Origin of the sequence: Arenibacter arenosicollis (genome assembly GCF_014397245.1) — a bacterium.
GTDB lineage: Bacteria > Bacteroidota > Bacteroidia > Flavobacteriales > Flavobacteriaceae > Arenibacter > Arenibacter arenosicollis.
On the sequence record NZ_JACLHY010000025.1, the window covers coordinates 55047 to 75073 of the forward strand.

A 20027-nucleotide genomic window follows, 5' to 3' on the forward strand; every position below is an offset into this window, starting at 1 on the left:
TAACCAAACTCCTGTCCAACAAGGGCGTTGGTCTAAATTAGTGGTAAAATTGACCATTTATTTTTATATTAATACCTTATTGATATAAAGTCAGCTTTACTATGGACATTATAGGTACCCTATATGATGAGGTCGTTGGATTTTTAGGCATAAATCAGGCATTGGAATTATTGCAAGCTGGTGATTACAACGTTTTCTCCACTTATGACGGCGTGGTTTCTTTAATATACCCTTTAATTCCCCTGTTGTTAATACTGGAATTTATTCTTGGGCTTGTATATAAAAAACCTAATACCAAAGTATATAAGGTAAATTTCCTTATCTATATCTTCAATAGGTTTATTGGCAGATTTATTGCCATAGCCATGGTTACTTTTATCATTGGATGGCTACAGCCCCATGCCCTATTCCAGACCAAAATGACCTGGTATTGGTTTATTTACGGGTACATCGTTTGGGAATTTGGGCATTTTTTATACCACTATTGGGGTCATAAGGTCCGACTTTTTTGGTGTTTACACTCTACCCACCATGCTCCCGAACAAATGAACCTATCCGTAACCCATGCCCATTTTTTTCTAGAGGCCCCTTATGCGGATGCCATTAGAACCACGGTCTGTATTTTACTGGGTGTGGAACCTGTATTGTTATTTTTAATCATGTTTATAGACGGTACCTACGGTGCCTTTATTCATGTGGGTGAAAATATGATGAAAGATGGCAGAATGGGCTTTTTGAATAAAATTATTTTAACACCATCGCACCATAGGGTCCATCATGCCAGAAATCCGTTATATATGGATACCAATTTCTGTAATTTGCTGAATATTTGGGACAAGGTCTTTGGAACCTACCAGGATGAACAACAAGATATTGAAATAGAATATGGTATAACCCGTAAAATGGATAGCGGCAACTTTCTGGATGTTTATTTCGGCGAATTTGTGGCCTTGTTCAAAGATGTCGCCAAAGCGCCCGGTATAAAAAATAAACTCTTTTATATTATAATGCCTCCGGGTTGGAGCCATACCGGCGAACACCTGACCTCAAGATTGGTACGTGGAGCCTACCTAAAGGAACAGCTGGCTAAGGAGTAAATACCAGGGTGGCAATTACGATACAATGATCGCTGGCGTAATTTTCACAAAACACTTCATAATCCAATACCTGCCATTTTTCAGTTTGATTGAACATAATATGATCAATGCAGATATTAGGTCCGGTTGCAGGGAAAGTGCCTTTCCAAGCATTGCTATGCTTGGGCTTCATAAATTTTTCGGAAAGAATAGCCATAGTCTTACTATTGGGGACAGCGTTCAGATCGCCCACCAATAGAGTGGGATATTCGGTATCACCCAAGCTTTTAACGATAGCCTTGGCCTGCATTACTTTATCGGTCTCATCCTTCAAGTGATCCAAATGAGTACCAACAAACTGAATGGTATTACCGTTTTTGGTTTTGACACGGGTTACCAAAGCTGCCCTAGGTTCCGAATTCGGCAAATGGGGCAAAGCCAAGTTCTCACTGGCAATAAAAGAGTATTTGGATAGTACCGCCTCTCCATACTCCCCTCCATCATAATACATGGCGCGGGCAAATAGCGAAGCCATTTTTGTCCGAATCCCCAATTCCGTGGGCAGATCGTAGTTTTTTGCCCTTTTCGTCTTAAAATCGACCTCCTGCAAGGCCACCAGATCGGGTTGGTAATGATTTATAACTCCTGCCAGGGTATCCAGATTGAAATCGTTCTTGGTAGTAGCCCCATGGAGAATGTTAAAACTCATCACTCTCAGGGTATCGGCCTGCGCAAGACTAGAAAAAGAAGTACCTGCCAACAGGGCAAACAGAAATAATTTTAAGGTCATTGATTTCATATATCCAATAAAAAATTAGGGCCGGATTTAAGTACCCCGACCCTTATTCAACTATGATCTTAGATTCCGGCTACCGCCTTTATCTCGCCAATAATTCGATCCGCCAAACCATCCGCTTCGTCCTGACTTTTGGCCTCTGTATAAATTCTGATGATAGGTTCCGTATTGGATTTACGTAAGTGCACCCAATTCTCCGGAAAATCGATCTTTACACCATCAATGGTAGATATTTCCTCATTTTTATATTTCTCTGCCATAGTTACCAGAATACCGTCCACATCCAAACCGGGTGTAAGTTCTATCTTCTTTTTACTCATAAAATAACTAGGGTAACTGGCTCTCAACTCACTTACGGTTCCTCCCCTTTCTGCCATCAACATTAAAAACAAGGCCGTTCCCACCAAGGAATCCCTGCCATAATGGCTTTCAGGGTAAATAATACCTCCATTGCCCTCGCCACCAATAATGGCCTTATTAGCCTTCATTTTGGTCACTACATTTACCTCACCTACGGCTGAAGCTTCATAGGTACCCCCATGTTTTTCAGAAATATCCCTTAAGGCTCTGGATGATGATAGGTTGGAAACAGTGTTTCCCTTTGTTTTTCCCAACACATAATCGGCACAGGCCACCAATGTATATTCCTCCCCGAACATTTCACCTTCATTGGTAATAAATGCCAAACGATCTACATCCGGATCTACTACAATTCCGAAGTCCGCCTTTTCCTTTACAACCAACTCACAGATATCACCCAAGTGCTCCTTTAGAGGTTCCGGGTTATGAGGAAAATGTCCTGTTGGGTCACAGTACAACTCAACTACTTCTACACCCAATTCTTTTAAAAGTTTTGGGATCGCGATACCACCTGTAGAGTTAACACCGTCTACCACTACCTTAAACTTGGCAGCTCTAATAACATCGGCATCTACCAAGGATAGATCCAAAACCTCATCTATATGGATATCTATATAAGAATCATTTTTAATTATGGTTCCCAAGTGGTCCACTTCAGAGAAATTAAACGCCTCTTTTTCTGCTATTTCCAATATTTTTGCTCCCTGGGCAGCATCCAGGAACTCCCCTTTTTCATTTAAAAGCTTTAGGGCGTTCCATTGTTTTGGGTTATGACTTGCCGTTAGTATAATACCTCCATCTGCCTTTTCCAAAGGAACCGCAATTTCCACGGTGGGTGTGGTAGACAGGTTTAAATCAATTACGTCTATTCCCAATCCTACAAGGGTGGATACAACCAAATTTTGGATCATTTCCCCGGAAATGCGCGCATCACGGCCAATGACTACGGTTAATTTTTCCTTTTTAGAATATTCTTTTAACCAAACACCATAGGCGGCCGCAAATTTCACTGCATCAATAGGAGTTAGATTGTCTCCTGGCTTACCTCCAATGGTACCTCGTATTCCCGAAATAGATTTTATTAAAGTCATAATTTATTTATAAATTTTTACAAATATAAAAGGTTAGGTTTAAATCCTACGCTGCTAAGTTGTAAATTCGAACTTAATAAACTTCAACCGAGGTCAATGAATTTTTTAGCACATATTTACCTCTCCTTTGGGGATAATGAACTCACTATCGGGAATTTTATAGCGGACAGTATTCGGGGCAATAAATATCATTACCTCCCGGAAAGGGTTCAAACTGGAATACTTTTGCACCGGGCCATAGACACGTATACGGATTCGCATCCTACGGTAAGGCAGAGCACCAAACGATTACACGAGAATTATAGTCATTACAGTGGGGTGATCGTAGATATTTTTTACGATCATTTTCTGGCCAAAAATTGGAAAGATTATTCTGAGGTGCCCTTGAAACATTATGTGAATGATTTTTACCAATTATTGGATAAAAACTACGAAATACTCCCCCTGGGTGTTAAACGTATGATGCCTTATATGATATCGGATAATTGGATTTATAATTATTCCAAAATGGAAGGGATTTCGAGGGTTTTGCATGGCATAAACAGAAGGACCAAAAATAAATCCAAAATGAATTTTGCCATATTGGACCTGGAGGAACATTATTCGGTATTTGAAGAAGAATTCAGTTTATTCTTCGATGATTTGATCACTTATGTCAAAAACATTGAAATTGAGAATTCCAATCCCTTCATTGTCAAGGGACAACCATGATTTTTTTCATCTAAAAATGATATTAAATTACAGTAAATAAGTACCTTTAATCACCATTCCCATATTTGGGAATTCTCCCCATATATTTATAAGTTCCCTTTAAATACATTTCCCCTCACAGTTAGTCCTCTTAACATTGTGCAAACAATGGTGTGTTTTAATTTAAAACTTTATTTAAAAAACAATAACTATGAGATTTAAACATGTGAACTACATTGGAGTGGGATTGATCTTTCTCCTAATGCTTCTGGGCTGTAGTCCGGAGTCAACAATCGACGATAATCTGGAACCTGTCACTGGCAAGGCCCTTTTAAAATCGAACACTTTCTATGGTCCCCAAATATCCTTGGGGAAAGGTCATGTACGGTCATGGATAAGGATTGCAAAAGATGGCACTCCAGAAGAATTGGGCGTTGAAATGAGTACCAAAGCGTTATCAGGTTTGCCTTCCGGCCCGGACCATACCTCTTTAGTGCTGCCACTTCACAAGAAAGCAAAAGAAAACACTCCTTTTGATCATATCTTTTTTAATTGGAATCCAGATGGCCATGAACCACCTGGCGCTTTTGATGTTCCACATTTTGATGTTCATTTTGTCATGGTTTCAGTAGCAGAAAGGGAAGCGATCCCCTCCTGGTCACCAGAAACAGATCAATTGTTTAACACCTATCCACCTGCCGGTTATTTACCCGAGGAATATATTACCCCGCCAGGAGCTGGAACAGCGGAACCAATGATGGGGAAACATTGGTTGCCCATGTCCATTTTTTCCGGCCCAGGGGTCATAGATCCCAACTATATATTTCAAAATATCCTTTTGTATGGTTCTTATAACGGGAAGGTATTATTTATAGAACCAATGGACACTCTGGAGTTTTTAAATAGCATGGCTTCCTTTAGTAGTGATTTTCCTTTACCTGACAAATATGAGCATACCTCCTATTATCCCACCACCTATAATATATTTGCCGATTCCAAACATGGCAGGCACTATATTTCTTTGAGTAATTTTGAACCTCGTGATGCCGATTAATCCACAAGGCGGTCATTTCTCTGGCCGCCTTTAACTTATTCTTATTTTAGCAATCCCTTAGTAAATTAATTATATTATTGTCCGAATTTTCCAATGGATTAATCATTATCGATAATTATCTTTTCAATTATATCATATAATTTATATTTTATTGGAATATGCCTATCTTTTTGAAAAAATAATAGTCTATGATCCGCATCATTGGTTTCCTATTTGGAATAATCCTATTCATCAATTGCAAGAATACAGCCCCTCCCACTGCCACGGGATTGGTTACCGAAAAGGCCATGGTAGTTTCTGCCCGCGTAGAAGCTTCCAAAATTGGCTCGGATATCATTCAAAAGGGGGGTAATGTCTTCGATGCCATGGTCGCCACGGAATTGGCCCTTGCCGTAGCTTATCCCTATGCCGGTAATATTGGTGGAGGGGGATTTATGGTATACCGAATGGCCAATGGGGAAATAGGAGGCTTGGACTATCGTGAAAAAGCGCCTTTGGCCGCACATAAGGATATGTATCTGGATTCCTTAGGAAATGTAATCCCAGACAAAAGTACTTTAGGAGCAACCGCCGTAGGAGTTCCTGGCACGGTGGCAGGGGTTATGGCAGTCCACGAAAAATTTGGTTCCCTACCCCTTAAAGAAATACTGGCACCAGTGATACGACTAGCCGAAAAGGGAGTTATTGTAACCGAAAAACAAGCCAAGCGATTGGACGACTATCGTGACATTTTTATTAAAGTGAATAGCGACACTACTTTTTTTGCAACAGTATATAAACAAGGGGATTCCATAAAATACCCAGCATTGGCCAAAACGCTTCAAAAAATTTCAGAACAGGGTAAAGATGGATTTTACAAAGGGGATGTTGCGGAAAAATTAGCGAATTTCATCCAGGCCAAGGGAGGTTATGTCACTATGGAAGACCTTGAAAAATATGAGGCCAAATGGAGGTCTCCCATTAGCTTTAACTATAGGGACCTTAAAATTATATCCATGAGTCCCCCCAGCAGCGGCGGGTTTACGATCAATCAAATTTTTAAGATGATGGAACCATATGACGTATCGTCCTTTGGGCATAACTCTGTTAAATCCATTCAATTGTTTATCGAGGCGGCGCGTAGGGCATATGCTGATAGAAATTATTTTCTCGGCGACCCGGATTATGTAGAAATTCCTCTGAATGAACTTTTGTCAGAACAATATCTTAAAGAAAGAATGCAAAATTTCTCTTTTGATAAGGCTACCAAATCCTCGGCGGTATCCCATGGAGCCGTTCAGATTGTAGAAAGCGATCAAACCACCCACTACTCCATTGTAGATTCATTTGGGAACGCCATTGCGGCCACAACTACTATCAATGGTGGCTTTGGTTCCAAACTGTACTCTGATGAACTCGGTTTCTTTCTTAACAATGAAATGGACGATTTTAGCGCAAAACCTGGGGTTCCCAATATGTTTGGACTTGTGGGTGCCGAAGCTAATAGCATAGCTGCAGAAAAGCGCATGTTGAGTAGTATGACACCTACCATTGTAGAAAAGGATGGAAAACTATGGATGGTGGTTGGCTCCCCAGGCGGTTCCACCATTATCACGGCTGTGGCACAGACGATTCTCAATTGCTACGAATTTAATATGAGTATGCAGGATGCGGTTAACACTCCCCGCTTTCACCATCAATGGCTACCCGATGCCATCATTTTTGAACCGGACGGATTCCCTGCCAGTTTAGTGACCGACCTTAAGAACAAAGGGTATATTATCAATGAAGAAAATACCCCGGTTATAGGTAAAGTAGATGCCATTAAGGTTTTGCCCAACGGAAAACTGGAGGGGGGCGCCGATAAACGCGGGGATGATACCGCTGTTGGATTTTAGTGTAAAATGGACTAGGGTTATTTAAAGATTATAATCACGACGTAGACTATCCATCCAAAATAAAGATAAAAAGTGCTGAAAAAATTAGGTAAAATATTACTTGGAACATTAGTGCTCTTGTTCATCTTTGGTGGTATTCTCTTTGCTATTTATAATGAAGCTAGGCCCCTAGGCGTAAATAGCGATAAGGCGCACATTTTGGCCCTAAAAATGTTGGATGCCCTCAATGATGACGCCTATAAGGAAACCCGTTTCCTGGAATGGTCTTTTGCCAATGGAAAACACCAATATCGTTGGGATAAGGAAGCCAATACCGTATATGTAACTTGGAGTAATTATCAAGTACATCTCGATTTAAACGAATCCACAAAAAGTTCAGTTTCGAAAGATAAAATTAGTATTAGCGGTGCTGAAAAACAGAGGCTCATTAAAAAAGCCATTTCTTTTTTCAACAATGATTCCTTTTGGCTGGTTGCCCCATTTAAAATTTTTGACCCCGGCACAGAAAGGAGTATTGTACTCCTGGAAGACGGTACCCAAGGCCTGTTGGTAACCTATACTTCGGGCGGGAGCACTCCAGGGGATTCCTATTTATGGAAATTACAGCCCAATGGCTTCCCTATCAGTTTTAAGATGTGGGTGAGTATTATCCCTATTGGTGGCATTGAAGCCAGTTGGGACGACTGGCAAGTAACGGAAAGTGGTGCCTTTCTGCCCAGCCAACATAGCATTGGTCCTATAACCTTGGATTTGGGGGATGTAAGGGGGTATAAGTGATGCAGTTTTCAGTAAACAGTTTTCAGTAAACAGTTTTCAGTAAACAGTACTCTTCAGTTATAAGCCATTAGGCAATAGTCAATAGTGGATTACCACAGTGAACAATAAGCAATTTTAACGTAAGAAGTAAAATAGTATTGAGTGATTAGTATTGAGAATCTAGAACCTAGATGCTAGGTTTTTGGCAACCAACAAATTCCCCTCTTCTGAGAGCCTGTCCCGCCTTTTCCGCGGGAGGTTAGCCTGCCTGCCTCAGGCAGGGGGTGTGTTTCAAACCTCGCAACTTATCCATACCCCTCGGCTTGGGCTTTCCATCCCTTCCGTCTTCTCCGCTGTCAGCGAAGAATCCACCTTCCCTTGGTTAAGGGAAGGAGCTTTTCATGTTTCCCCACTTCGAGTTTACCTTCCGATAGGGAGGCCTGCCTCGACGGCAGGCAGGTGATTTTTATGAAGCGAAACGCAATAAAATTGTATCGAGAAGTAGACGAACAACACCAAAGCAGTTCTCGATACTAAATGCCTATCGGCATTTCACTCGAACTGACGACAGAATCAAGAACATAGAAATTCAAAAGTTTTCGACTCTGGTCGGTCTCTTTATTCTTTACTCTTTTTTCTATAGGCTCTGCCTTTTGCCTTTTGGCTATTCCGTCATTGCAAGTTTACCTCTTTTAGGTCCTTTTTCCCCAAACCAAAAAGTCACCAACAGACCTTTGCAAATCTTATTGGTGACCTTTAGCTTTTAAGGCCTTGGGTACCTCCTATTTAAAATCGGGCCAATATTCCTTCACTTTCTTTCTTAAGAAGGCTACACTGCGCTCCAATTGGTCCATACCGTCCACGCCGTCTTCAATACTGATCCATCCGTCAAAACCAACTCTTTTCAGTTCCTTGAAAATGGCATCATAATCGTTTAGGCCCTTACCTATCTCTCCATGGCTAAGCCTTTTGGCATACCCCATAGCACCGCCTTCTTCCTTTCTCAAATCTTCAATAGTTCCTTCTTTCAGGTAGCGATCGCTGGCATGCATGGTCACAACACGATCGGACACACGGTAGAGGAGCTCCAAGGGATCTTCCCCGGCCAAAAAGGTATTGCTGGGATCGTAATTTACTCCAAAATTAGGATGGTGGATCCTATCTACCAATTTGCAAAAAATGTCCATTTGTTGGGCAAACTCTGGATACTCCCAAAAATCGTCCTTATAGTGGTTTTCCAAAATTAAGGTAACTCCCAATTTTTCTGCATGGGGAAGACATTGTTTTATACAATCCGCTGCAAAGCTAATACCCTCCTCCATAGTCAATTCAGGTCGTCGCTGTCCTGACAGTACCCTACAATAGGAACCGCCCAAGGCGTGGGTCATCTCTATCCACCCTATTTGTTTTTTAATTTCTTTTTCCCGAAAAGCGGCATCAGGATGCGTAAAATCCGGGGAACAGCAAAGCATGGGTATTGTTTTTCCATGACGTTCTACCTGCTCCCTAAAAACGGGCCAGTTGGCCTTATCGCTCATCTCTAAAAATCCGGCATACCATTCCAATCCGTCTACCTCTAGCTCAACGGCCAGGTCGATCCATTCGGAAACCTTCATGGTTCCATCCTTACAAAGTTCATGCATAAATGCTTTGGGAAATACTGCTAATTGTGGCAAATCTTTATTCTTTTAATGTTATTAAATTATTTCTTTTTGTGGGATCCTTCCCAGTTCTTGGGGAGGTTCCGTCCTATTATAGGAAACTGTTCCAAGTCCATCACTTGGGAACTAACAGGCCCGCATTCATCGGAAAGCCAATATAGGCAGGCTACTGCTATTTCTTCGGGGGTAAAAATCCTTTGGGCGGGCGCAAAAATATCTGGTATATCCTTGTACCAGTCCGCCTTCATCCCCTGTTCTTTCTTATTCAAAATTTCTTTTTCCGTAAGTACCCAACCTGGATTGATCTGATTTACGCGTACCCCATTTTCTCGAAACAGACTGTCGCCCAGATTTCTTGTCAAGGTCATTAAGGCGCCTTTGGACATACTATAGGCCAGCAAATCCGGTTCCCCTCCCCAGGCGTTGATCGATCCAATATTAAGGACACAACCACGAACCGAGGATAAATGAGGCAATGCTGCCTGAATAATCATTAAGGGAGCAATGGAATTAACGGCCAGCATTCTTTTTATAAAAGGTACTTCGGTACTCACTATATTGGAAGAAGCTATATACGCGGCGTTATTAACCACCGCATTTAACTGCCCGAATTTAGATATGGCCTTTTTCACCAGTAACTGTGGAGCACTTTCCTCCGTAATATCCATGGTAATGTAAGCTGAGTTATCAGCCCCCAATTCCTTCACCAGTGCCAAGCCAAATTCTTCATCCAATCCGTTGACGACTACCTTCGCCCCTTCCTGTACACAACACTTGGCTATGGCTTTACCAATGCCGGTATATCCACCTGTTATTAATACTACTTTATCCTTTAAACGCATAGGTTTTAATTTGGTTTTAAAACACTTTTCACCACCTTACCGGAGTGCATTTGATCAAAGGCCTCATGCCAATCCTTTAATTCCCATACCCCACCAATAATCGGTTTTACATCTAAGGTTCCGGAAGCCAAAAGTGAAAGCACTTTTTCCCAAATCGGATAATTGTGGCTAAAGCTACCTTGAAGGGTAACATTCTTTTGTACCAATGGGTCCAAGGAGAAGTTTAGAGGTTGTGGGCCCCACCCTACTTTGGTAATATGTCCATTGGGACGCACAAGTTCCAAGGCTATTTTTAAGGTAGCACTGGCCCCTGCTGCATCTATAACACAATCTGCTCCTAAACCATCTTGTTTATTGGCCCAAGCGCTTGCGTCTCCTACAATGCCTTCGCAACCATATTGCTTGGCAATGTTCAACCTTTCCCTATCCGCTTCCAATCCAACAATGGCCACATCGGCACCACATAAACGCGCCATGGCGGCACAAAGGATACCAATGGTTCCAGGCCCTAAAACTATGACCCGATCTCCTGGTTTTATTTTAGAGTTTACTACAACGGCACTATAGGCCACCGAACAGGGCTCCGTTAAACAGGCTTGTTCAAAAGGCAGGTTTTCAGGTACTGTATGCAGACATCTGGCAGGTACCTTAACAAAACGTGTCATGGCACCATTTACTCCATAGCCAAAACCTTTCCTTGTAGGGTCTAGGTTATAAAGGCCCTGTCTGGTAAGTGGACTATTGGGGTCTATTACGGCAGCGGTTTCACTTACTACCCTATCTCCTTCTTTCCATCCGCTTACCCTATTTCCCAATGCTACAATATGACCCCCAAACTCGTGTCCAAGCACTACTGGATAATTTACATGCCAACTATGGTCAGCCGTCCATTGATGTAGATCACTCCCACATACCCCAACATTGGCCACTTCCAAAAGCACATCGTCCTCCCCTATGGTTGGTTTTTCTATTTCCCTGATTTCTACACTCCCTGGCTTGGAAGAAAAATTTACTACTCCTATTGACTTCATCTATTTAACTCGTTTATATTTTGTAATTAGTATTTATTATCGTGTTACCTCCCCGTAAGCATGGATCTTTTCACAAATAAGTCGCAACGAACTTTCCAGGTCGCCATCGGCTGTTTTAAAGGAATCGGCATCTATCGTTAAAGGAGCTCCAAGAACAACCATGGGCGCCCCATACTCAGGACAACGTATTGCCTGTTCCAAGGTAAGTCCGCCAACAGCTTGTACAGGTACTTTTACAGCATTGACAACCTCACGCAATTGATCCATAGGACTTGGCATCTTTAAGCCTTGCGCTGCAATTCCTCGACGTTCGTCATAGCCAATGTGGTGAATAATATAATCACATCCCAGGTCTTCCAACCATTTGGCCCCTTCCACCATATCCGGACACCCTAAATTATCGCCCATTACCTTCACTCCGTAATCTTTCCCAGCTTGTACCACTACCTTTATGGTTTCGGCATGGGCCCTGGCCATTACTACCACGTGGGTAGCACCTGCCTTAGCCATCATTTCCGCCTCCAGATATCCTCCGTCCATGGTTTTAAGATCAGCTACTATAGGTATATTGGGAAAAGCTTCCCTTAATTTGCGAACTCCGTGCAAACCCTCAGCCAATATAAGAGGCGTCCCAGCTTCCAGCCAATCCACACCTGCGCGTAACGCCATGGCGGCGGTTTCTAATGCTTCATCAATATTGGTAAGGTCCAGGGAAATTTGTACAATTGGTTTCATAAATGGTCAATAATTTTTTTAATAGATTATGGTGTATTCTTAGATTTACTGTAATCCTTTTTTCAATTTAAAACACCAATAAAAGCTTCAAGAATGCATTGGTTTTTTCGGGCTACAGCAACATTCCAAAGATATAGAATCACAATACATAAAATTTATCAATTATAAATCCAATATTACCCTTTTCAAATTTTTCAACACTTGGATTGCTCCAAGCAATACTAAACATACCCACCCGACATCAATCTAAAATATTGACTTTTTTATTATTGGAAGAACTATTATTATTGCATTGAAATTTTAATTAATACCGATTTAATTTCAATCCATCGATCATAATATCTTTAAGCATACGATTCCTATACCTTAATTACTGAATATCCATAATGATGACATTTTCCATTAATCGACCTTTAAATTTCCTTTTCGTCTTATTCTTTTGCTTTACAACATCATTTTCATTTGGCCAGGACAATTCTTTATTTGCAGGAGATTCCTTAGCTCCACATAGTTTGAATGAAGTGGTGATTACAGCGAATAGGTTTGGAACATTTCAGAATAAGACCCCTGAAGCCATAGAAGTGGTACATAACAACACCATTCAAAGATATCAATTGCGTACGGCACCCGAAGCCCTTCTCCTATCTCCTGGAGTATTTGTTCAAAAGACCAACCACGGTGGGGGATCACCGTTTGTACGAGGGTTAACCGGAAATCAGACCTTACTATTATATGATGGTATCCGACTCAATAATGCCACGGTAAGATCGGGACCCAACCAGTATTTTAATACCATAGATGTTTTTAGCATTGGAAAAATAGAGGTTTTACGGGGAAGTGGTTCTGTACAATATGGCTCCGATGCTATTGGGGGAACGATCCAAGCCTTGAGTCCAGCGTTGGAGTTGTCCCAAAAGCCATTGTGGGGTACAGACCTTGCTACCCGATTTGTGACCCAGGGCATGGAACAGACCGCCAATACGGCATTAAAGTACAGTGCTAAACGCGTGGCCTTTAGAGCAAATGCCACCTGGCGAAATTTCGGGGACCTTATCGGTGGGGATACTACAGAACAACAAAGCCCTACCGGATATCGTGAACTCGATTTTGACCTCAAGGGCAAAATACTACTTGCGGACCGTTCCAATCTTACCACCGTCTACCAACAAGTGCATCAAAGGGATGTGCCAGTGTACCACAAGGTGGCTTTGGAAGATTATGCCATTAACAAGATGGATCCCCAAAAACGGCAATTGGCCTATGCCCGACTCCATCAAGACCTTGATAATAGCATCTTTAAATCGGCAGTGGTTACCGCCTCCTTTCAGCAGAATGAGGAAGGCAGGATATTACAAAAAAATGGATCTTCCCTGGAACGTACCGAAAACGATAAGGTCCGTACTTTTGGGTTTTCAGCAGAAACTAGGACTAGCTCCGGAGAAATATGGTCGGCCAATAGCGGAGTTGAGATCTATAACGATAAGGTAAAAAGCAGTCGCACCGATAAAGACCTATCCAACAATACCGAAACGTCCAAACGAGGATTATATCCGGATGGGGCTACCATGACCAGTATTGCAGCCTTCAGTATGCATAATCTAAGTCTACAGAAATGGGATATTACTGCCGGAGCTCGATTTAATTCTTTCATCAACAAAGTTACCGATTCGGATTTGGGCACCACCAAATTGACACCCTCTGCCCTAGTAGGTAATTTGGCCGTTCAACGCAGTTTAAACCAATCCTCAAATGTCTTTGGCTCCATCAATACAGGATTTAGGGCCCCTAACATAAATGACCTTGGTTCCTTGGGCATTGTCGATTTCAGATATGAGACACCAAATTTCGACCTCAAACCAGAGCATTCCCTGCAATATCAAGTGGGATATAAATTTCGCAATCGCCAGCTAAAAGCCGAGGTATTTCTTTATCGCAATGAATTATACGATTTAATAGTGCGCAATAGAATTGAGGGAGATAGCATTGAAGGTTACCCCGTTTATCAGAAGAAAAATGTGGAGCGCGGCTTTGTCCAAGGTGCGGAAATGGCTTGGGATCTAACATTGAATCCTAGCTGGAAATTTTCTGGGAACCTGACCTATACCTATGGTCAGAACAAAACCAGTGACGAACCTGCACGCCGCATTCCACCCCTTTTTGGCCGACTTGCCACTGAATATGGTGTTAAGAACTGGACTTTTAATGCGGATTGGCTCATCGCTGGCAGGCAAGACCGTTTGGCTTCCGGGGATATAGACGATAATAGGATTCCTTTAGGGGGCACCCCAGGTTGGAACGTCCTTAATTTACACACTAGTTACACTATGCGTTATATCACGATAGATCTTGGCCTGCAGAATATTTTCAATGAAGATTATAGATACCATGGCTCTGGCGTTAATGGTTATGGGAGGTCTGGAGTGTTATCTGTTTCTGCGAGCTTGTAATGGTGATTTTTGAGTTTTAAATCAAGAACGGAATAAGAAAAGCTCCTCCCTTCAGACGAAGGGAGGTGGCTTCGCCATAAGCGAAGACGGAGGGTTCTGAAATCCCAATCCTTGGGGAAATAGACAGAAGACGGAGAATAAGTGAAAGTTAGTACTTCAAACTCCCCTTTCTTTCCCCGCCTTTGGGCGGTGCAATTCTTTCCCCTCTTCGTTCCAAGAGGGGAGCCGTTAGCTATTGTGCTCAAAAGGAGTTCTACCCCGATAACCTAATTATTTCAACGCCACCCCAATTTGTGCATTTTGTAAAAATGTTAGTTCTATCAATGACGGAATAGGCATAAGTTATAACCCTTAAGAGATAAGCTGGTAATTAAAGCTGGCTCGCAATGACGAACAGTCTATAAGGCTGAACAAACAAACTTTTGCCTTTTGCCTAATGGTTTTTGGCTGAAGAAAACTACCTACTGATTACTGTTTACCGATTACTATTAAGTGTTTATTGCTAATTGTTAATTGTTTATTGCCAAGAAGCAGATTGCCGCGCTTCGAACCCCTTCCGCCTTCTCCTCAGTCGAAGCCACCTTCCCCTGCCTAGGGGAAGGAACTTTTTTTCGTAGTTTCAAAAACCTAGAATATTGAACATTAACATTGTTTAGTGCTAATTGTTAACTGTCAAGAAGCAGATTACCGCGCTACGCACCCAATGACGAACAAAAAAGCTCCTTCCCTTGGTTAAGCCTGTCCCGCGTTTTCCGCGGGAGGACAAGGTGAATTCTCCGCCAGCAGCGGAGGAGACGGAAGGAATTGAAGGCCTAGGTCACATGAATGGGATAATGTACAAGGTATTGGGTTAGTCTCCCTCTTCAAAAACACACCCTCACCTCCCGCTAAAAAGCGGGACAGGCTCTCTTAAGAAGGGAATTTGTTTGTCGCCAATGAGTCTACATCTGGATTCTAGGTTCTGTCTTTCTCTACGAAGTGACGGGCATTCGACCATTAACATTAAACTTTTGAACTTTTGAACTTTAAAACGGTTTATTGTTCACTAATTACTGTTATCCCCTACTCCTCATCCGCCTTGTTCTCATAGTGATTTACCCTTGCATCGTCCTCGTTATCCATAGGAGGGCCTTGTTCTATTTTGCGCCAATCGATGGTTTTATTGTACTTCTTCATGGAAAGTTCGGCATTATAGATACGGTCATCATGGCGCTCCAGGGTATAAGGTGTGAAGTCGGGCTCCGAAGTGAAAAAATCCTGAAGCAATGTTGCCGTAACATCAAACTGATTTACATAGGGAACATTCAATATGTTGTACATGGTCTTTAAAATAGCCCCAAAATTCGCATGGGAATTGGAAACATATCCCTTTTTTACATAAGGGCCTGCCATCATTAAAATAGACCTATGGGCATCCACATGATCTACACCACCTTGAGGGTCGTCCTCGGTAATGATCACCAACATGTTTTTCCAATATTTGGTCCTCGAAAGAAAATGTAAAACCCTACCAACCGCCAGGTCATTATCTACCATAAAAGATTGCGGATAAGGATATCCATCTTCAGGACGGACTCTAGACCCGTGATCGTTGGGCAGCATCATGGTCACCAATTGTGGCATGTCTTCCTCACCTTCGATCCATTTCTCTGTAAACTCCCTTTCAAACTGATCCATACGGTATTGATCGGGGATATTCATATTATAACCGGCATAGTCGTGGCTGGTCCGTGTAAAAAGTGCTTTTTGCATTGGCACCATCACCCCATGGGCCGCCCCTGTATTGGTATCGTACCAATCCTCACGAACGTGTGCCGTTTCATTGGCCTGTCCAAAATTGTAAAAAGAAACCTTTTCCCTATCAAGGGCTTCCCACAATCCGCCTATCTCCGCATAATCCTCGGGGTCAACACTTCCTATGGTTCCGGGATGACGACGCCCTGGAGCATCGGAAAAAATCTTGGCCGTTTTACTTACACTTGCATTGGCCTCTACCCATTCGTTGGGAATTACACCCACTAGCCAGTGGTGGCCATGTACGGAGGCATCACTATCACAATAGTAATTGTCCGAATAGGCAAATTGTTTTGCCGCCTTGTGATGGTTGGGCGAAATTCTCAGGTTAGGGAATTGTGCTTGTAACGAATCTGGCAAGGTATAGGTATTGTTAACACCATAACGGGCCAAGGTACTATCTCCCTTTCCTGTTTTAAGTTGCCCAAAAACCTCATCATAGGTCCTGTTCTCTTTGGTAATATACACTACATGTTTTATTGGACTCTGACGTAGTTTTGGCAAGGGAGGTAAAGGGTTGGAACCGTCATCGGTTACGGTGCTTTCCCTAAAGGTATTGTCTATGGATATTTTGGTATACTCGGCAAGCTTCTCCTCCGTAGGCATAGGTACCCTTTGGAAACTGCCCAATTGGATATCGCCTATATAATCCCCCTGTGGTGGTTCCACAAAATCTCTCCCACCATTGGGTCCAGCTCCAAGGCCTCTACAGGTAATGATATAAATGTTCTTTTCATCTTTGGACAAATCCACCCTTGTAGGTCCCCATCCACTAGGAATAAGTCCCTTGGTGGTTTGGGAAGGAATATCTATAACGGCCACCGCATTGAATCCCAATAGGGCCACATACAATGTCTTTTCATCCTTGCTCATGGTAATTCCGAAAGGCAATAGACCACGGTATTTGTCTATACGGGCATCGACCTTAATGGGAATATGACCAACAATTTCCTGGCTCTGGTGATCAATGATCGTGATATTGTCATTAGTGGCATTCGTTACATAGGCAAATTGCTTTCCAACGGCAATGGAGTTTGGACTTGCTCCCCCGACCACTTCGGCATCTTCCACCGTTTGCCCTATCTGGTGCCCTGTCTTAAATTTTTTGATTACCTTATTATTATCGAGGTCTATGGTAAAAACGCTCATGGCATCAGGATGCAACGGACTCCCCACGCCAGGGATTTTACGCCCTTCCACTACGGTACCTTCAATGGACTCTTTGGTATTGTCACCATAAGGGTGATGGGAAATCATTAGGGAATCGTAATTGGCCGGAGTGGCACCCTCGATCAAGGGATAGGAATACACTCCAACATTGGCCACAAATGCCTGTTTGTTATCGGGACTTATCGCCAAGCCAAAAGGTTGTCGGCCTACATTAACAGACCCTTTTATTTTTTTGGTATCCAAATCGATACGCACCATTCTAAAGTTAGCACGATCTAGCACCAATAATTCGTTCTGGGCTTCATTTATCCGCAGATCCGAAGTAAAACTATCTTGATAATCCTTTCCATCAACAATACCATTTAAAGAAATTGAATCCAATTTAGTAAGGTTCTCCACATCGTATTGGATGACAGCTCCTGTATCTCCCCCGCTCAAATAAACCGTTTTGGAATCTTGCGCAAATTCGACCCCCAAAAAGGACCCCTTTGCCAAGGGTGAAGGAATAGTGCCATCATAACTGGGGATTCTGGTCGACTTCAAGCTAGCTACATCAATTACCGTAAAAACGCCATCGTGCAGGGTAACCGCCTTGCTACCGTCTGGAGATACTGCCATCCCGAAGGGATCATGTGTTATCCGCAATTTATCGCCTACAGGAGTTACATACCGCCCACTGGCCAGAATAGATATCCCATTTTCATCAATAATACTGTACTGGTCTTTACCCGGCACTTGTAAAATGGAAATACTTTTTTGGCGTGAATTACAAGAAATAAATACTAAAACTAGAAGGACTACAAATAACCGATTCATTGGGTTGAAATTAATTGGTGGATGGATGTTTTTTAAATAAAAAATAATATTACGCATTTTTGCTGAAAGGTTAAAGCGCATAGCAATCATTTAAAATAATTTAATTGAAGTATAAATGCGAAAACCCTATTCTACTAACTAAAAAGAAGGGTCATTTACTTAATATTGCCATAGACTGGCACTACAAAATTTCCGTTTAAAAATGGCTTCGGATCTATCTTACTTTGCAGGATAAGCCCCTTGTGGTTGGACTCCAACAGCATAAAAGCAGCCTGTACCATGGGTGCTGCGGTAGTAGTCTGTATGGCCCTTAACCTATGTTTCCCTACTTTTTGCGGTAGTATAAGGTTGGAAGCCTCGCTCCTTCTTAGAATACCGTGACTGTCCTTGCCCTCTACCACCGCATACAACACTATTTGATCTTGTTCTATGTGTGGAATTTCCGTTTCCATTTTCTCCTGCAACATCTTTATGGCTGCATCCCCTTTTTTTAAAGCTGCCAATTGTTGTTCTATCCAGGCGTAATGCCCCGGATACCTCAGGGTCTTGTAATCCAAATTGCGCACCTTGGCCGACAGGGCATCGGGCAGATCGGCGGCCCCACCGGAAGTTAGGTCCTCCTCATAGGTGCGGCCATCTATAATAATTTTTGCCCTTTCCGAGAGCGACTTCAGGTAAACCTTTTTATAATCCCGCAGGGCTTCGGCATCCTTAATATATTCGGTAGCAACGCCAACGGGGCTCCAGGTAAAACCGTAGTAATGGGGTGCCACGGCATGGTCCGTTAAGGCCCCTACCTTAAATTGCAGCTTATCTACTTTGTCTACATTATACTTTCTACAGAATTCCTGATAGAGGTAGTGGGCCAATATATCTATATACCCAGGTGCCAGACCTGATTGCAGTACAAAACCGGTCTCCGCATTTTTGGCCAATTCTATTATTTCATTGGTCTCAGCCACATATTCGGTGAGGTTAACGTAATGAAGTCCGAACTTTTTGGCATAGCTCGCCATTTTTGGCGCCAGACTTCCCGGAAGGCAATCGAGCAACACATCGCCCTGGGTAAAAATTTCCTCCATTTCTTTCGTCATGCCACTTTCGGAAAGACAAAATGCCTTGGCCACCGATGGATTTGTAGTCCCCTCCCCGATCCAATGGGCTACTTTTTCTGCCTTTTGCAGCGTACGATTTCCAATAAAGATCTTTAAGGGTACGTTGCCCCATTCGGAAAGTATCAGTCCAACGGCCTGGGCAATACCCCCTGCACCTGCAATAACCATGTTGTACGACATAATTTGGCACCTAAAATTGTTATAAGAAAGATAGCATTTTTTCTTGGAAGTTTCCGCTGTTACTTGTAGATACTGTCTTCCTTTGTAGGACTACCAGAAGTGACGTTGAGCAAAGGTTAATTTGAAGATATGGTAATTTGAAAATTTGGAAAGAGGTTAATGTAAAAATGTACCAATGGGTTAATGAATCAATTGGTTAATATGAAAATGTGGAAAGTAGAATAAAGCATTGCTGAATGTTCTTTATTAATTATGAGGTCTCGACTGCGGGTTATAGGGATGGGCTCGACCGGACAGGCGTGGATATTAAGAGGCAAGAGCCTTGACACTAGACTCCATCGTCAGTTCGAGTGCTTCTCGATACTATTTTGCTCCACTTCGTTATGCAAAATCACCTGCCTCCCTGCATGTAAACTCGCAATGACGAAAAACAAAAGCTCCTCCCTTCAGACGAAGGGAGGTGGCTTCGCCATAAGCGAAGACGGAGGGTTCTGAAAGCCCGAACCTTGGGAATATGGACAGAAGACATAGAATAA

At 42.5% G+C, this 20027-nt stretch carries 14 protein-coding genes; 6 read left to right on the forward strand and 8 right to left on the reverse strand.

Annotated elements, in window-relative coordinates; all coding sequences use genetic code 11:
- The first annotated feature begins 101 nt into the window (after positions 1-101).
- On the forward strand, positions 102-1097 hold the full coding sequence (locus tag H4O18_RS18505; RefSeq protein WP_187587417.1) for a sterol desaturase family protein: 996 nt from the start codon (positions 102-104) through the stop codon (positions 1095-1097).
- Here H4O18_RS18505 and H4O18_RS18510 read toward each other — a convergent pair.
- Positions 1087-1875 carry an endonuclease/exonuclease/phosphatase family protein gene (locus H4O18_RS18510; RefSeq protein WP_246474441.1) on the reverse strand — a complete coding sequence of 263 codons (789 nt, stop codon included), beginning with the start codon at positions 1873-1875 and terminating at the stop codon, positions 1087-1089. The genes H4O18_RS18505 and H4O18_RS18510 overlap by 11 nt on opposite strands.
- 59 nt (positions 1876-1934) lie before the next feature.
- Positions 1935-3323 carry a phosphoglucosamine mutase gene (gene glmM / locus H4O18_RS18515; protein ID WP_187587421.1) on the reverse strand — a complete coding sequence of 463 codons (1389 nt, stop codon included), beginning with the start codon at positions 3321-3323 and terminating at the stop codon, positions 1935-1937.
- Between the two features lie 96 nt (positions 3324-3419).
- Between glmM and H4O18_RS18520 the strand changes: the two genes are divergently transcribed.
- The 4 genes from H4O18_RS18520 (at position 3420) to H4O18_RS18535 (ending at position 7721) form a co-directional block, all read left to right on the forward strand.
- Positions 3420-4034, forward strand: coding sequence for an acyl carrier protein phosphodiesterase (locus H4O18_RS18520; protein WP_187587423.1), 615 nt, complete (start codon positions 3420-3422; stop codon positions 4032-4034).
- Between the two features lie 190 nt (positions 4035-4224).
- Complete coding sequence (locus H4O18_RS18525; RefSeq protein WP_187587425.1) at positions 4225-5067, forward strand: DUF5602 domain-containing protein; 843 nt, start codon at positions 4225-4227, stop codon at positions 5065-5067.
- A gap of 188 nt (positions 5068-5255) precedes the next feature.
- Complete coding sequence (ggt, locus tag H4O18_RS18530) at positions 5256-6944, forward strand: gamma-glutamyltransferase (protein WP_187587427.1); 1689 nt, start codon at positions 5256-5258, stop codon at positions 6942-6944.
- 72 nt (positions 6945-7016) lie between these two features.
- Positions 7017-7721: a hypothetical protein gene (locus H4O18_RS18535; RefSeq protein ID WP_187587429.1), complete on the forward strand. Its 705-nt coding sequence runs from the start codon at positions 7017-7019 to the stop codon at positions 7719-7721.
- Between the two features lie 761 nt (positions 7722-8482).
- Here H4O18_RS18535 and H4O18_RS18540 read toward each other — a convergent pair.
- Genes H4O18_RS18540 through H4O18_RS18555 form a run of 4 tightly spaced genes read right to left on the reverse strand, consistent with a single transcriptional unit; the run spans position 8483 to position 11969 of the window.
- Complete coding sequence (locus H4O18_RS18540; RefSeq protein ID WP_187587431.1) at positions 8483-9376, reverse strand: sugar phosphate isomerase/epimerase family protein; 894 nt, start codon at positions 9374-9376, stop codon at positions 8483-8485.
- Between the two features lie 26 nt (positions 9377-9402).
- Positions 9403-10203 carry an SDR family oxidoreductase gene (locus H4O18_RS18545; protein WP_187587433.1) on the reverse strand — a complete coding sequence of 267 codons (801 nt, stop codon included), beginning with the start codon at positions 10201-10203 and terminating at the stop codon, positions 9403-9405.
- Between the two features lie 5 nt (positions 10204-10208).
- Positions 10209-11234, reverse strand: a complete 1026-nt coding sequence (locus H4O18_RS18550; RefSeq protein ID WP_187587435.1) for a zinc-binding dehydrogenase — start codon at positions 11232-11234, stop codon at positions 10209-10211.
- Positions 11235-11270: 36 nt separating this feature from the next.
- Positions 11271-11969, reverse strand: coding sequence for an orotidine 5'-phosphate decarboxylase / HUMPS family protein (locus H4O18_RS18555; protein WP_111625341.1), 699 nt, complete (start codon positions 11967-11969; stop codon positions 11271-11273).
- A 386-nt stretch (positions 11970-12355) separates the two neighbouring features.
- Here H4O18_RS18555 and H4O18_RS18560 point away from each other — a divergent pair, with 386 nt between their 5' ends.
- A complete protein-coding gene (locus H4O18_RS18560; RefSeq protein WP_187587437.1) occupies positions 12356-14416 on the forward strand; it encodes a TonB-dependent receptor plug domain-containing protein in 2061 nt (686 codons plus the stop codon).
- A 1062-nt stretch (positions 14417-15478) separates the two neighbouring features.
- Here H4O18_RS18560 and H4O18_RS18565 read toward each other — a convergent pair.
- The gene (locus H4O18_RS18565) at positions 15479-18196 is read right to left on the reverse strand and encodes a bifunctional YncE family protein/alkaline phosphatase family protein (protein ID WP_187587439.1); all 2718 of its coding nucleotides are present in this window, start codon (positions 18194-18196) and stop codon (positions 15479-15481) included.
- Between the two features lie 155 nt (positions 18197-18351).
- Complete coding sequence (locus H4O18_RS18570; protein WP_187587441.1) at positions 18352-19491, reverse strand: saccharopine dehydrogenase family protein; 1140 nt, start codon at positions 19489-19491, stop codon at positions 18352-18354.
- Positions 19492-20027 lie beyond the last annotated feature (536 nt).